Below are 14,551 nucleotides of genomic sequence, written 5' to 3'. Positions count from 1 at the left end.
TAGCGCGTTTCGTCCGGATAATCTGGGCACATCTATGGCGTGTTCTAGAAAGCCTTAGCGTTTCGTATTGCACTATTGCTCTCGCCGCCGGCTCTCTAGGCTGGTTGCGGTTCGCCAGAACGGTCGCGCGGCACGGCAGCGCGGGAAGGGAGGGGCATGTCCGACGAACCACCTCTCGCCGGCCTCGCCGAGGTAGTCGGGTCCTGGAACGTACCGGCGGGCGCCACGGTGGCCCAGCGCATCCGGTCCAACATCCTCGTCGCGATCGAGCGGGGCTACGACGATCCTCAGCTGGTCGCCGATCTCGCGGTCGGCCCGCTGGTCATGGCGCTCGGCAAGCTCGAGGTCGAGCTGGCCGAGGCGCGCCGCAGGATCGACGAGCTCGAGCGCGCGGTGCACGGAACGCGCCCCTGAACCCGAGTGGTCGGATGGACCGGCGTTGTCCTTCGGTGACCTCGCGCCGCTCGGCGAGATCAGTCCGTGACCTTCGCTTGGGCGGCCATTTTCCGCCGATCCAGGTGGGCTCCTGTCGTGATGGAAAAGACGCAGCTCTGTGGGGTGGACAACATCGCGTCGGCACCGTAATCTCTTCGTGACTTAGTGGAACCAGTCGCTTCGTAAGAGAAACGGCGCCACTAGTTACCGCCTTAACGACTGTCGGGGCCAACCGGTCTCGGCTGTCGTACCGGGGACCCACAGGTTCGTCTGGGGTGAATCCTCGAGGCCGATTCAGGTCGCGAGGTAGGGCCGCTCTCCCGGCCCGAGCCCGTCAGCTAACCCGGTCGGCGGGAGAGCAGCAAGATCGGAGACGTAGCTCGGTGGGTAAACACAGCTTGCAACGGGATTCTCGGGTTCCGAATTCCGTCAAGGGTGCGATTGTCATGGGTGCGGTGGCCGCGACCGGCGCCATGCCCGCGATTCCGGCCATGGCCGCGACCATCAACGTTCCCGGTGTCGGCAATTTCGATGTTCCGCAGGAATGGGAACAGCCGGTCCAGCAGCTCAATCAGCAGATCCAGCAGGCGCTCGCGACCGTTCCCTCCGCCCCTGCCCAGGCGCCGCAAGAAGTCGCCCCTCAGGCTCCCAATTTCGCGCCCATGCTGCCGGGCCTGTTCGGCCAGCAGCAGAGCAACTCCCCGGGTGACATCGCCCTCGACGCCGCCAGGACCAAGGTCGGCGCCCAGTACTCCTGGGGCGCGGCAGGTCCCCGCTCCTTCGACTGCTCCGGTCTCGTCCAGTGGGCGTTCCGTCAGGCGGGCATCGAGCTTCCCCGCACCAGCTTCGAGCAGTCGCACGTCGGCGCTCCGGTCGCTTACAACGAGCTGAAGCCGGGTGACATCGTCATCACCAACGGCGGCGGTCACGTCGGCATCTACGCGGGCGACAACAAGCTCCTGAACGCGGTGCAGACGGGTACGCCGGTGTCCTACACGCCGCTGCGCCCCGACATGGTGGTCACCGCACGCCGTATCGTCTGACGAGTGGCCCGCGCCGAATCCGGCATCCAGAACACCGCCACCCAGGCCCGCGTTGATTCGTGGACCTGGGCGGTGCGTCTGTTCAAGACCAGATCCGCCGCTGCCGAGGCATGTCGTGGCGGGCACGTCCGGGTGAACGGCGCGACAGCCAAGCCCGCACAGCCCGTGCGTCCCGGTGACGAGGTCCGCGTCCGCGCGGGCGGTATCGAACGCATTGTCATCGTGGAGCGGATCGTCACCAAGCGGGTCGGCGCTCCGATCGCCGCGCAGTGCTTGATCGATCGCAGTCCGCCTCCTCCCCCGCGCGAAATCCTGGCGAGCATGCCCCGCCGTGACCGCGGTGCCGGGCGGCCCACCAAGCGTGAGCGTCGCGAGACCGACCGTCTCATGGGCCGAGACGAGCACTGAACGAAAGCCGGCGACCGCCGATCAGATCATGGCCACCGGGCTGAGGTGACCCGCCAGATAGCGTGCCCTGCACTCGCCGCGGCGGAGCTTTCCGCTGCTGGTCTTGGGGATTCGTCCCGGCTCGAGGAGCAGTACCGCACCGGGCATCACCTCGTGGGTGGACGCGACCGCGGTGCGGATGCGTCGGGCCAGGGCGAAGAGTTCGATCGGCTCGCGTCCGTCGACCGTGCCGAGTTCGGCGGCAACGACCAGGTCTTCGCGCAGGCCGTCGTCGTGCCCGAACGCCGTCACGTGACCCGGCCTGACCTCGGGCGCGCATGCCTGCACCGTCGCCTCGATGTCGGCGGGATAGTGATTGCGTCCGTCGACCACGATGACGTCCTTGCGGCGGCCCGCGATGTAGAGCTGGCCCTCGTACTGGAAGCCGAGGTCGCCGGTGCGCAGCCAGCGGGCAGCGGTTCCCGGCACCGTGGCGCCGAATATCTCCGCCGTGGCATCCGGTCTCCCGAAATATCCGTCGCACACATTGTCTCCGGCCACCCAGATCTCGCCGACGCGTCCAGTGGGCAGCGCGGTTCCGAGCACCGGATCGACGATCCGCAGCTGTTGTCCGGCGGGTGCGCCGCACCCGACCAGCGGCACACCGTCCACGGATCCCGCCGCGTCCTCGGACAGCGCGACCGCGCGGCCTTCGGACAGTGCGGCGCGGTCGAAACGGTGCCATACCGGGTTCTCGCGCTGGTCGCAGACGGTGACCGTCAGGGTGGCCTCGGCCAAGCCGAAGCCGGGAGTGTGCGCGTGATGGCGAAAACCGTAAGGGGCGAAGGTTTCGGTGAACTCCTGCAAGGCGTCGGCGCGGACCGGCTCCGAGCCGTTGAGCACGATGTCGAGTCCGGACAGGTCCAGCCCGGCGCGCTCGGCGGGGGTGGTGCCGGACACCGCGAGTTTCAGGCCGAAATTGGGACACCCCGTGGTACCGGCGCGATAGTCGGCGATCGCGCGCAGCCAGCGGACGGGGCGCTTCACGAACTCGGCGGGCGCCAGCGTGATGCCGTGCACGCCCAGGAAGAGTGGCAGCGAAAGGCCGAGGATCAGACCCATGTCGTGGAAGAACGGCAGCCAGGTCACGACGGGCCGATCGTCCGCGACCGACACGGCGTGCCCGAGTTGCGTCAACGCCGTGGCGAGATTGTCGTGCGTGACCCGGACGCCCGCGGGAGACTTCGTCGATCCGGAGGTGTACTGCAAATAGGCCAGCTCGTCGCACACCGGATCGATCACCGGTGCGGCCGACGGCGTGGCGGGACGAAGGCCGGGTGCGACGAAGCGTGTCTCGAGTGATCCCGCGCGGCGTGCCATCGGGTCGGCCACGCTCGCCGACGCCATCGCGGTAGGCGCGCCGGACCTGATTTCCTCGACTGAACCCCATTCCGGCACAGCCGGATTCGCGGGCACGGTGTGTACTCGGCCCAACGCGGTGCCCAAGATCGGCGCGGTGATCTCGTCGTGAGCGGAGAGCAGGCTGAGCGTAGGCCTGGCATCGGCCAGGACGGCATGCAGGCGTTCGCGGTTGCGTGCGCCCGCGGCCGGGAACAGCGGCACCGCGACCCGATTGCTGTACAGGCAGGCGAGAAACGCTACCGCGTAGTCGATGCCGTGGGCGCAGAGGATGCCCACGCGGTCGCCGGGGGCGCTTTCCTGCCGCAGTCGTGCGGCCAGCGCGCCCGCCGCGGCGTGCAGGCGCGCGTAGGTCAGCGTGACGGGCTTGCGTTCCTGGACGCGGAACCGCAGCTCGGTGAAGGCGGGCTCGTCCGGGCGGGTGGCGGCCCACGCGGCCACCGCAGTCGCGAGACCATTCCCCGCCGCGTGGTCGCCGCGGCTCACAAGGTCTCTCCGGTGTTCGCGGCGACCCGGTCCAGCAAGGCGGCGCCCAGGGCGGTAATGGTCGGGTGCTTGAACAACTCCGCGGTCGCGATTCGGACGCGCAGCCGCGCTTCCAGGTTTCGGCGCATCTCGATCGCGAGCAGCGAACTGAGTCCGAGTTCGTTGAAGTCGGCCCCGGCGTCGATGTGCTCGGCGGGCAGATCGAGCGTGCTCGCCAGGACGCGGCGGATGGTCGTGGTCAGCGGTTCGGCGGGCTCGCGCGTGCGCTCACTCGCCTCGGCGCGGGCGAGCGCGGAGCCGGGACGGCCGACGGGCACGAGCAGATTCGTCAAACGGATCGCGATCGGGGAAGTGTCGGTCGTCGGCGTGTGCTCCAGCGCCAGGAGATATGGACCGTCGTAGCGCAGGACCCGGGACAGTACGGCGCTTCCGCCCGGCAAGTCGAACGCGCCGATGCCCGCCCGACGCAAATGGCTCGCGCCGCCTGCCGCCGCGGCGAGGCCGGAATCCCACAGCCCCCAGCCGATGCTCAGGATCCGTCTACCCGGATCACGCTGCGCGAGTGCGTCCATCGCGGCGTTGGCGGCAGCGTACGCGGCCTGCCCCGGCGCACCGAGGGCGCCGGTGGCCGAGGAGAACAGCAAGACGAAGTCGGTGGCGTCGGTGGCGGTGAGCTCGATCAGATTGCCCGCCGCGGTGGATTTGGGCAGGAACGTCCTGGTCAGCTGGCCCGGGGTAATCGCGTCGAACCCGGCGTCCTCCAGCACGCCCGCCGCGTGCACGACACCGCGGATCATCGAGTCGGAGGCCCGGATGTCGCAGAGCGCGTTGGCCAGGTCGTCCCGGTCGGCGGCGTCGCAGCGCACCACGACGATGCGGTCCTCCAAGCCGTCGAGCAGCGCGGGCACCGGGCGAGGCGCCCTGGTCAGCACCACCACGTCGCGCGCGCCCGCGTCGAGCAACCAGCGCACGGCGACCGAGCCGAGCGTGCCCAGTCCGCCGGTGACGACGTATGTTCCGTTCGCGTCGACGCCGACGGCCGGCACGGCGCGTGGTCGCGCGGGCGTGAAGCGACGCACCGCGGTCTCGCCCGCCGACAGGCGCAGCTCGTCGGGAACGGCGCTGTCGGTGGTCGCCACCAGGCGGGTGAGCAGCGGCAGGTTCCTGGGATCGGGGTCGGCCCAGACCAGGCGCACCGTACGACCCGTCTCCAGTTGCAGCGAGCGCACCAGTCCGGCGATCGCCGCGGGGACGACCGAGGCCGCCACGGCGGGCTCATCGGGCCGCGGGAGTGGGCGGGCCGGTTCATCGTGCGGCAGTACCACCGTCACGGACGCGGTGGCGTCGTGAGCGGAGATCAGTTGCAGCAGTTCGAGGACACGACCGGCCGCCGCGGCGCTCTTGCCCGCGCTCACGCCGAAACCGGTGGGCCAGACGACCACTACGGCGTGGTCACCGCTGCGCCCGGCCAGTACCGCGCTGACGAGCGAGCTCGCGTCGTCCGGTTCCCGCGCGATCCGTTCGGTGGGCAGCTCGGCGTCCAGCGCGCGAGCGAGCCGGACGGCGAGGTCGGAGGCGCCGACCACCACCGCGCGCCGCACGAGGGTCGCGGGTGCGTCAGCGAGCCCGAGTGAACCGGGATCGCGCGACTCCCAGGTCTCCTGACGGAAGGGCGCGTTCCACGCCTCCTGTTCGGCGGGCGCCGCGCGAAGGGTGCCGACCCCCTCCTCGTCGGTGGGGTCGGCATAGCGAATGTGCACACCGGAGAAGGCGAGACAGGGCACCCCGTGCTGGTCGGTCGCGATGACGTCGCCGATCAATCCGGTGTCGGCGCGCTCGCGGACCAGCGCGTGCACCTCGAGCACGTGGCGATTCGGTTCATGTGACAGCCAGGCCGAGTCGATGCCGATGGGCAGCGGAATCGACGTACCGGGCAATTCGTCGAACACCGCCGCGGCGAGCACGTGCAGGCAGCCGTCCAGCGTTGCGGTGCGATGCAATTCGGCGGCGTCGAACAGGCCCAGCGCCCGTCCGGTGCCCGCGGCGATGCCGCGCAGCGTGCGGAATCGCGGACCGTACTCCAGCCGCCTGCGGCGCAATTCCTGGTAGAAGACGCCGGTGGTGATGACGCGCATGTGATGTCTTGCGGCCCGGTTTGCGTCGACCACCCGCATCCATGCGACGATATCCGCGGGTGTGGGGTCACCGGCGGGCCGGGCCGAAGCCAGCGTTCCGGTGCCCGTGACCTCCGCCCGTACGCTTTCCTCCGCTCCCGGCCCGCGATAGACGACCGCGGGCAGGGCGCTGGGATCGGTCCTCTCGTGTACGGCGAAGTCGGCCAGCGCGGCCGCCCCCGCCGTGTCCTTGGCGAGCCGCAGCAGCCGCCGCAGCCAGAAGACGGCGGGCACGATGTTGTCGCCCTGTACCACGTGATGGCTCAGATCCTCGGCGGCGAAGGCGGATTCGGGGACGTGCGCGCTCGCGGGTCCGGCCAGCAGCAGCGGGAATTTCCGCTTGCGCCACTGCCGCGGTACGGGTGCGCCGAAGGGGCCGAGCGCGGACCAGTCGACCGGCCGCCCCTCCAGGTACAGCCCGGCCACGCCGGTGAGGAAGCCGCTCGCCTCGTCATCACGCAGCGCCACCGCATGCGTGCCGTCGCGGAAGTCCGGGTACTCCCGCACCGCCGCGAGCAACACCGGCTGCGGGCCGATCTCCACCACGGTGGCGATGCCGTCTTCGGCCGCGCGCTCGAGCGCGGCCGCCAATTCCACCGTGCCCGCGGCATTCTCCGTCCAGTAGTCGCGGTCCATGGCGGCGGTGGTGATTTTCGCGCCGCGCCGCGCCGTCGAATACACCGGCAGGCGCGGCGTCAGGGGCGTGATCTCGGTCAACGCCGCGACGAAAGGCGCGAGCACGGTGGTGACCTGCGGGCTGTGCGCGGCGAAGTCGACCGCGAGCCTGCGCGCGAACATATTGCGGCGCGTGGCCCGCCGCACCAGCGTGTCGATATAGCGCGGGGTGCCGGACACGACTACCGACCTCGGGCCGTTGATCGCGGCGACGGCCACTTCCGATCGCATCGGCTCCACGAGTTTGGCCGCCTCGCCCGGGGCCGCCTCCAGCACTGCCATCGCGCCGCGCCCGTCCAGATGCGCCAGCGTCGCGCTGCGCAGCACCACCACGCGCGCCGCGTCCGCGAGGGTCAGCGCGCCGCTCACCGCCGCCGCCGCGATCTCGCCGAGACTGTGGCCGGCCACCGCATCAGGGCGGATCCCCCATGCCGCCAGCAATTTCACCAGCGCCACCTGGAAGGCGAACAACGCGGGCTGCACCAGATCGGTGGCCTGCGCCGCACCCGCGGAGGTGAAACCGTGGCGCGGCGTCCAGACCCGCGGCCCGCCCGCCGTCACGATCGCGTCGGTCGCCTCGGCGAGCGCGGCGGCGAAGACCGGATATCGCGCCGCCAGCGCACGGCCCATCGTCGGATGCTGGCCGCCTTGCCCGGAGAACAGGAACAACAGCCCGCCACGGCGGCGGTGCGCCACGGGGCCCAGCGCCGCGTCGGTGTCGCCGTGGCCGAGCGTGCGCAACCGGTGCACCGCGTCGGCGTGATCGTGCGCGAGGATCGCGGCCCGGGTCGGCTCCGGCACCGCTCGCGCCGCCGCTGCGACCGATTCGGGCAAGGAGGGCCCTGTTCGGTCGAATTCATCGGCCAGCCGCAGCGCGCGGTCGCGCAGTTCCTCCTCGTCACGTGCGGTGAGCGGCAGCAGTATCGGGAAGTGCGCATCGTGTTCGGGCCGCGCTCGCGTGGCGCCGCGGAGCACCAGATGCGCGATCGTGCCGCCGAATCCGAACGAGCTGATGCCCGCCACGCGTTCCGTCGCGTCCACCCGGCTCCAGTCCACCGGCTCGGTGGGCACGCGCAGGCCGCGTTCGGCCAAGTGCAGCAGCGGATGCTCGGTGTGCACGTTGATCGTCGGGGCGATCACCCCGTGGTGGATGGACAGCGCGGTCTTCACCATCCCGGTGATTCCGGCGGCGGCCTCCAGATGCCCGATGTTGGACTTCACCGAACCGATCCAGATCGGGTCGTCCGTGCCGTCACCGAGCGCGGCGGCGAGCGCGCCGACCTCCACCGCGTCACCCAAAGGCGTTCCGGTGCCGTGGCATTCGATGTACCCCGCACTGCTGGGCGGGCGCCCGGCTCGCGACCACGCGGCCCGCAACGTCTCCTGCTGTGCGCGGCCGTTCGGCGCGTACAGGCCGTTGGAGCGGCCGTCCGATCCGACGGCGGTTCCGACGATCTCCGCGTACACCCGGTTGCCCTCGCGTACCGCGTCCGCGCTGCGCTGCAGAATCACCACGGCGCAGCCGTCGCCGCGGGTGTAACCGTCCGCGGCGACGTCGAACGGCGTCGAGCGTCCGCCGGGCGACAGGAAGCCGCCCTCGGCCAGGTAGTTCGAGGTGTGTTCCAGCAAGACGAGATTGACGCCGCCCACGATGGCGAACGGGACGGCGCCGTCGGCGAGCAGCCGGACCGCGAGGTCGACCGCGGCGAGCGAGGACGAGCATGCGCTGTCGAGTACCAGACTCGGCCCGTGCAGATCGAGCACGTACGACAATCGGTTGGCGATGATGCTGAGCGCTGACCCGGTCACCGCGTAGGGCGCGTCGTGACCCGCCCGGCCGAGCACCGCGATGCCGTGGTCGTACCCCGACGCGCCGAAGACGACGGCCGCGCCGGAACCCCGCGTGCGATAGCCGATCCCGGCATCGTCGAGCGCCTCGACCGCGACTTCCAGCGCGAGCCGCTGCTGCGGATCCATCAGCGCGGCCTCGCGGTCGGAGATGGCGAACCAGTCGTTGTCGAAGGACTCGACATCCGCGAGGTACCCGCCGCGCCGCGCGCCCAGCCGCCCGGCGGGCGGGGCGGACGTGGCGTCCCGGCCCTCGAGCAACAGCTGCCAGAACTCGGCGACGCTCGCCGCCCCGGGCAGTCGGCAGCCGATGCCGATGATGGAGACGGGTGGATGCGAGCCGACGGAATCAGTAGCCGCGCTGCTCATCGCATCGCGAGATACTCGACAAGCTGTTCGATGTCCGGATGGTCGTAGATCGCGGTGAGCGGAACTTCGACTCCCATGGCGTCCTCGAGGTGGGCGGTCAGCCTCGCGAGCTGAGTGGAACCGAGGCCGAGATCGGTAAAGGGTGAGTTGGTCGACACCGAGGCGGCGTCGACGCCTAGTAGATCCGCTACGGCCAGGACGGCGGCGCAAGTGAGCGCGGTGCGTCGGCTATTGCCGAGCGAACCGTCGTGTTCCGGTGCACCACTGTGCCCGTCCGGAAGACCGGGCCGCATCGCGTCCTCCCTCCCCGTCTCCCCGGCTGGTGTTACCGCTCGAGAACGGTACCCCCGCGATTATGCCGCAGAAACCGCCGGGAGCAACGTCGCATATCCGCTGCCTGCCCGGCTCTTTCGCGAACCGGCGTGATCACATACGGTGGCACCGTGACCGAACCGGACAGCGGTGCCGCCACCCGTGCCGAGCGCACGCCGACTCTGCCCACCCTGCTGCGCTGCTGCGCCGCGCTGGCGGCCACGCCGGGCCGGTTGTTGCGGCCGCGCCGCCCCGACACCGCCCTGCTGGCGAACCTCGAAGCGCTGCCGCCGCCCGCCGCTAGCGCCACGGTCCGGCTGACCGTACTCACCCAGGCCACCATGTCGGCGCCGACCACGATCGTGGCCGAGGGCGTGCGCAGCCTGCGGGAGATGCGGCTGTCGATGGCGGCGTTCCTGGTCGAGCATCCGAAGGCGCGGTTCCTGGTCGACCCGGCCCTGTGTGCGGGCGTGCACGAGCGCGTGCTGCCCGAATTGCCGTTCCCGGTGCCGCTGCTCGTCGCGCCGGACAAGCCGGTGCTCGGGCTGTCCGACGCGCTCGCCGCGCACGATGTCGCGGGCGAGGACATCGATTTCGTGGTGCCGACCCATCTGCACTGGGATCACGTCTCCGGCCTGCTGGAACTGCCCGCCTCGGTCGAGATCCGATTGCCGGGAGTCGAGTACGACTGGGCGATGGGTGGCCCGCACGCACCGGCCGGTGTGGCGCGCGGACCGCTGCGTGGGCGCAGTTTCGACCGCTTCGAGCTGGACGGACCGCCCGTGCTGACCTTCCCGCGCAGCAAGGACCTGTTCGGTGACGGCTCCGTGCTGCTGGTCGATCTCGCGGGCCACACGCCGGGCAGCATCGGCGTATTGCTCGCGGTGGACGACGGCAGCCGCGTGCTGTTCGCGGGCGACGCCGTCTGGAGCAAGTTGCAGGTAGAGCTGCTGCGGGAGAAGGCGCCGATGCCCGGCAAGCTGTTCGACGCCGACCGGGACGCCGCCTTCACCACGATCCATCGCCTGCACGCGCTGCCCGACGGCATCGAGCTCGTCGCGAGCCACGACTACGCGGCCGTCACCGCCCGCGCGGCCAAGTAACCGCCGTCAGCCGACCACCACGGTTTCGGCCAGACGGGCCGTGATCAGCTCCTCGGCTTCGGTGACCATCCGCCCGATCAGCTCGGCGCAGGTCGGGATGTCGCGGATCAGGCCCTGGCACAGGCCGACTGACCAGATGCCCGCGTCCAGGTCGCCTTCCTCGAACACCCGGCGGCCGCGCGCGCCCGCCACCAGATCCCGCACGTCGTCGAAGGTGCCGCCGGACTTCTCGATCTCGACGACCTTGCGGCTGATCTCGTTGTCCGCCACCCGCGCAGTGTTGCGCATGGTGCGGAAGATGAGCTGGGTGTCGCGCTCGGAGTTCGCGACGATCTTCTCCTTGACCTTCCGATCGATCGAGGACTCCTGCGTGCACAGGAACCGGGTGCCCATGTTGACGCCGTCCGCGCCGAGGGCGAGCGCGGCGACCAGGCCGCGGGCGTCGGCGATGCCGCCGGAGGCGATCATCGGGATGCTCAGCTCCCGTGCGGCGGCCGGGATGAGCACCAGGCCGGGGACGTCGTCCTCACCGGGGTGGCCCGCGCATTCGAAGCCATCGATGCTCACTCCGTCCACGCCGATCCGCTCGGCCTTCAGCGCATGCCGCACGCTGGTGCACTTGTGCAGCACCTTGATGCCCGCGTCCTTGTAGTAGGGCAGGAACGGTTCGGGGTTGCTGCCTGCCGTTTCGACGATCTCGACGCCGCTGTCGATGATCGCCTGCACGTATTCCGCGTACGGCGGCGGATTGATCGACGGCAGGATGGTGACGTTCACGCCGAACGGCTTGTCGGTGAGTTCCCTGGTGCGCGCGATCTCGCTGCGCAGGTCGTCCGGGGTCGGCTGGGTCAGCGCCGTGATGAAGCCGAGCCCGCCCGCGTTGGCGACGGCCGCGACGAGTTCGGCCCGCCCGACCCACATCATGCCGCCCTGCACGATCGGGTGTTCCACCCCGAACTTCTCGGTGAACCTGGTCCGCAGCATTGCGCTTCTCCTATGTCTCGCGCGGGCGTGCCGGTTCGCCCGTTCGGGTCGATGGTGACACGAGAATCGGCCCGTCTTCAACTCACAAGTGAGCCGTGGTTCGCATATTAGACGATCTTCACCGCTGCCGTTTCCGCGTCGCAACCGCTCGGCGGGAGATCAAATACGCTGCTAGAAGACTCCAAGCCGGACCTGGACCTACATCCGGGCGGATTAACCCGGATTCATTCCGCAATCTCTTGCCGGGCATTTAAGTTAGTTGCTATTCTGCACGCGATTCAGCCCGTCGCCGCCGTCGGACAACCCGGCGGGCCGATGACGGTCCGAGAGGAGTTCGTGGCAATGACCACCGGGGCAGCAGCGCTCGACGAGCCGATCAGGTCGCGGCGTAATCACTGGAACAACCAGATCGCCGTGCACGCGCAGATGCGCCCGGACGCGGTCGCGATCCGGTTCCGTGGCGCGGACACGACCTGGCGGCAGTTGCACGAGCGGTCGCTGAAGTTCGCCGACGGACTGGCGCGCCGGGGCGTCGGGTTCGGCGACCGGGTGCTGATCCTGGCGCTGAATTACCCGGAATACCTCGAGGCCGTGTTCGGCATCAACGCGCTGGGCGCGATCGCGGTCCCGGTCAACTTCCGGCTCACGCCGCCGGAGGTCGCCTATATCGTCGGCGACAGCGGGGCCGAGGCGGTCGTCACCGATACCGTGCTGCGGCCGCTGGCCGATGCCGTGCGAGCGCAGGCGCCAGCCCTGGAGACCCTCGTGGTGATCGGCGGCGCGTCCGAGGACGGCGTGATCGGCTACGACGACCTGATCGCCGAATCGGGTGAGCCGCACACCCCGCTGGACATCCCCGAGGACACCCCCAGCCTCATCATGTACACCTCGGGCACCACCGGCAGCCCCAAGGGCGCGGTGCTGACCCACGCGAATATGAACGCGCAGGCGCTGACCTGTATCCGAGCGCTGGCGCTTGAACCGGACTCGATCGGGCTGTGCACCTCGCCGCTGTTCCACATCGCCGGTCTCGGTAGCCTCGCGCCCGCCTTCCTGCTCGGCTCGAAGACGGTGCTGCATCCGCTCGGCGCCTTCGACGCCGGTGAGTTCCTGGACGCGCTGGAGCGCGAGCAGGCCACCTCCGCGTTCTGCGTGCCCGCGCAGTGGCAGATGGTCTGCGACCATCCGACGGTGAAGGATCGCAAGCTCGCGCTCGAGGTCCTCAGCTGGGGCGCCGCGCCCGCCTCCGACACCGTGCTGCGCGCGATGGCCGAGTGCTTCCCGAACTCGTTCAACGTCGCGGTGTTCGGCCAGACGGAGATGTCGCCGATCACCTGCGTGCTGGAGGGCAAGGACGCCATCCGCAAGCTCGGCTCGGTCGGCAAGGTGATCCCCACCATCCAGGCGCGCGTCGTCGACGACGAGATGAACGACGTCGCGCCCGGCGAAGTGGGCGAGATCGTCTATCGCGGCCCCACGCTCATGCAGGGCTACTGGAACAAGCCGGAAGCCACGGCCGAGGCCTTCGCGGGCGGCTGGTTCCACTCCGGCGACCTGGTCCGCCAGGACGAAGAGGGCTTCGTCTACGTGGTGGACCGCAAGAAGGACATGATCATCTCCGGTGGCGAGAACATCTACTGCGCCGAGGTGGAGAACGTCCTGTTCGCGCACCCGAAGATCCGGGAAGCCGCGGTGGTTGGCCGCACGCACGAGAAGTGGGGTGAGGTGCCGGTCGCGGTGGTCGCCCTGCACAACCCGGACGACGAGCTGACCTTGGCCGAGTTGGAGCCGTTCCTCAACGAGAACCTCGCGCGCTACAAGCACCCCAAGGAGCTGGTGCTGCTTGCCGAGCTGCCGCGCAATGCGAGCGGCAAAGTGGTCAAAGTCCAGTTGCGCAAGGACTATTCGTCCTGAGCGTGCGGTGCGTTCGGTTTCACGTGAATCGGACAATGCGCGCGGGCGCGGATGCGTAAGGTCGTCGCATGGCGATCCGACGCATCCGCGCCGCCGTGCTGGCGCTGCACTGGCAGGTGAATGTCATTCGGCCGGAGGGGTTTTTCGGTCCCATGCTGGCCGCGCCCGTGGCGGCTTCGGGCGTCGTGGCGCGGGCGACGGACTTCCACGCCGCGGCGCTCGCGGCGCGGCTGCCGGTCGTCTTCACCCGGTTCACCATTCCGATCGGCGAGGGTGAACTGGTGCGCAACACCGGATTCATGCGCTCGGTCGGCGCGGCGCAGACCGAGTTCCGGCCGGAATCACCGGGCGCCGCGCTCATTCCGGAGATGGCGGCGCAGCCGACGGAAGTCTTCGACAACCAGAAACTCTCCGGCCTGGCGGGCAGCAAACTGCCGGAATGGCTGGCCGATCAAGGGATCGAGACGCTCTTCGTCACTGGCGTCGCCACCAACCTGACCGTCGAGCAGACCGCACGGCACGGCACCGATCTCGGCTTCACCGTGTACCCGGTAGCCGACTGCGTGGCCGCCGCCACCCCGAAAGCGCACGAAGCCGCCCTGGCCAACCTCGAACTCGTCACCGCGGGCAGTGTGCGCGCCGCGGATGCGCTGGAACTGATCAGCGGCTGAGCCGTTTTCACGATCGCCACCGATGGCCGCCCCGGCGCACACCGACAAGGTGGTCGGCAGGGAGGGGCGGTCACGCACTCCGTCCGGCCAACCCTGGACCGATGAGGCGGACCACCTGCTGGTACGCCTCATCGGCCGAGAGCGGTGGGTGTCCTTCCGCGATCGCGCCGAGCAGGCCGACGACACCCCAGGACAGGAACGTCACAGTGGTCGCGAACTCGTCTTCCGGCATCGCCAGCCAGTCGCGCAGCCGCTCGGCGAGGATCTGCGCGACCATCACCCGCGTGGTGCGCAGTAGCACGGTGCCGCTCTTGCGGCCGAGCAGCGCCCGGTAGATCTCCGGGTGACCGGCGGCCAGCTCGAACAGCGTGCGTACCGGCGCGAGCGGTTCGGGAGCGTCCGCGTGGGTCTCCGCCGCGGTCATGGCCGCGCGCAGGTAGTCGGTGCTGCTGCGCAGCAGCAGATCGTCTTTGTCCCGGTAGTGGGTGTAGAACGTCGACCGCCCGACGTCCGCGCGCTCGAGGATGTCGCGGACGGTGATCCGGTCGTAGGCGCCTTCGACCATGAGCTCGATCAGCGCCCGATGCAGCGAGGCCCTGGTGCGCCGGACCCGGCGATCGGCGCTGTCCTGTTCTTCCGGCACGGTGCCTCCCGGACAAATGTCTCGTACGCGTCCGGTTACGGACGGTTTCCGTGGCATTGATCCTGGTCAGCGCGGCCATATCGGCAGA

At 69.8% G+C, this 14,551-nt stretch carries 11 protein-coding genes and 1 riboswitch; of the genes, 6 read left to right on the top strand and 5 right to left on the bottom strand.

The features are described from left to right. The first annotated feature begins 156 nt into the window (after window positions 1–156). The 3 genes from ACWEO7_RS08295 (at window position 157) to ACWEO7_RS08285 (ending at window position 1,886) form a co-directional block, all read left to right on the top strand. Window positions 157–414, top strand: a complete 258-nt coding sequence (locus ACWEO7_RS08295; RefSeq protein WP_355071090.1) for a hypothetical protein — start codon at window positions 157–159, stop codon at window positions 412–414. Window positions 415–633: 219 nt separating this feature from the next. Next, window positions 634–803, top strand: a riboswitch (cyclic di-AMP (ydaO/yuaA leader). A gap of 78 nt (window positions 804–881) precedes the next feature. Beyond that, window positions 882–1,478 (top strand): C40 family peptidase, encoded by a 597-nt coding sequence (locus ACWEO7_RS08290; RefSeq protein WP_452421855.1) that lies wholly within the window; start codon window positions 882–884, stop codon window positions 1,476–1,478. Between the two features lie 3 nt (window positions 1,479–1,481). Then, window positions 1,482–1,886 (top strand): RNA-binding S4 domain-containing protein, encoded by a 405-nt coding sequence (locus ACWEO7_RS08285; protein ID WP_452421853.1) that lies wholly within the window; start codon window positions 1,482–1,484, stop codon window positions 1,884–1,886. Between the two features lie 21 nt (window positions 1,887–1,907). Here ACWEO7_RS08285 and ACWEO7_RS08280 read toward each other — a convergent pair whose 3' ends face one another. Genes ACWEO7_RS08280 through ACWEO7_RS08270 form a run of 3 tightly spaced genes read right to left on the bottom strand, consistent with a single transcriptional unit; the run spans window position 1,908 to window position 9,129 of the window. Beyond that, a complete protein-coding gene (locus tag ACWEO7_RS08280; RefSeq protein ID WP_452421851.1) occupies window positions 1,908–3,770 on the bottom strand; it encodes a fatty acyl-AMP ligase in 1,863 nt (620 codons plus the stop codon). Beyond that, on the bottom strand, window positions 3,767–8,836 hold the full coding sequence (locus tag ACWEO7_RS08275) for an SDR family NAD(P)-dependent oxidoreductase (RefSeq protein WP_452421849.1): 5,070 nt from the start codon (window positions 8,834–8,836) through the stop codon (window positions 3,767–3,769). Before ACWEO7_RS08275 ends, ACWEO7_RS08280 begins: the two co-directional genes overlap by 4 nt. Continuing rightward, window positions 8,833–9,129: an acyl carrier protein gene (locus ACWEO7_RS08270; RefSeq protein WP_051021465.1), complete on the bottom strand. Its 297-nt coding sequence runs from the start codon at window positions 9,127–9,129 to the stop codon at window positions 8,833–8,835. The genes ACWEO7_RS08275 and ACWEO7_RS08270 overlap by 4 nt, the downstream gene beginning before the upstream one ends. A gap of 150 nt (window positions 9,130–9,279) precedes the next feature. Between ACWEO7_RS08270 and ACWEO7_RS08265 the strand changes: the two genes are divergently transcribed. Beyond that, on the top strand, window positions 9,280–10,251 hold the full coding sequence (locus tag ACWEO7_RS08265) for an MBL fold metallo-hydrolase (protein WP_452421847.1): 972 nt from the start codon (window positions 9,280–9,282) through the stop codon (window positions 10,249–10,251). A gap of 6 nt (window positions 10,252–10,257) precedes the next feature. On the opposite strand, the gene ACWEO7_RS08260 is transcribed toward ACWEO7_RS08265, so the two are convergent. Further along, entirely contained in the window at window positions 10,258–11,235 is a 978-nt protein-coding gene (locus tag ACWEO7_RS08260; RefSeq protein ID WP_452421845.1) for an NAD(P)H-dependent flavin oxidoreductase, read from the bottom strand. 342 nt (window positions 11,236–11,577) lie between these two features. Here ACWEO7_RS08260 and fadD5 point away from each other — a divergent pair, with 342 nt between their 5' ends. Both fadD5 and ACWEO7_RS08250 read left to right on the top strand, forming a co-directional pair. Next, the gene (gene fadD5, locus ACWEO7_RS08255) at window positions 11,578–13,149 is read left to right on the top strand and encodes a fatty-acid--CoA ligase FadD5 (protein WP_452421843.1); all 1,572 of its coding nucleotides are present in this window, start codon (window positions 11,578–11,580) and stop codon (window positions 13,147–13,149) included. A 68-nt stretch (window positions 13,150–13,217) separates the two neighbouring features. Continuing rightward, window positions 13,218–13,820, top strand: coding sequence for a cysteine hydrolase (locus tag ACWEO7_RS08250; protein ID WP_452421841.1), 603 nt, complete (start codon window positions 13,218–13,220; stop codon window positions 13,818–13,820). Window positions 13,821–13,890: 70 nt separating this feature from the next. On the opposite strand, the gene ACWEO7_RS08245 is transcribed toward ACWEO7_RS08250, so the two are convergent. Beyond that, window positions 13,891–14,463 (bottom strand): TetR/AcrR family transcriptional regulator, encoded by a 573-nt coding sequence (locus ACWEO7_RS08245; protein ID WP_452421839.1) that lies wholly within the window; start codon window positions 14,461–14,463, stop codon window positions 13,891–13,893. Window positions 14,464–14,551 lie beyond the last annotated feature (88 nt).

This window comes from Nocardia sp. NPDC004260 (assembly GCF_053603155.1).
The sequence above is the reverse complement of the archived record's forward strand: the minus strand, read 5'-3'. Positions and strand labels throughout refer to the sequence as shown.

Coding starts and splice junctions, on each gene's coding strand:
- ACWEO7_RS08260 (WP_452421845.1), bottom strand. CDS start 11,235: ATGCTGCGGACCAGGTTCACCGAGAAGTTCGGGGTGGAACACCCGATC.
- ACWEO7_RS08295 (WP_355071090.1), top strand. CDS start 157: ATGTCCGACGAACCACCTCTCGCCGGCCTCGCCGAGGTAGTCGGGTCC.
- fadD5 (WP_452421843.1), top strand. CDS start 11,578: ATGACCACCGGGGCAGCAGCGCTCGACGAGCCGATCAGGTCGCGGCGT.
- ACWEO7_RS08290 (WP_452421855.1), top strand. CDS start 882: ATGGGTGCGGTGGCCGCGACCGGCGCCATGCCCGCGATTCCGGCCATG.
- ACWEO7_RS08275 (WP_452421849.1), bottom strand. CDS start 8,836: ATGAGCAGCGCGGCTACTGATTCCGTCGGCTCGCATCCACCCGTCTCC.
- ACWEO7_RS08270 (WP_051021465.1), bottom strand. CDS start 9,129: ATGCGGCCCGGTCTTCCGGACGGGCACAGTGGTGCACCGGAACACGAC.
- ACWEO7_RS08250 (WP_452421841.1), top strand. CDS start 13,218: ATGGCGATCCGACGCATCCGCGCCGCCGTGCTGGCGCTGCACTGGCAG.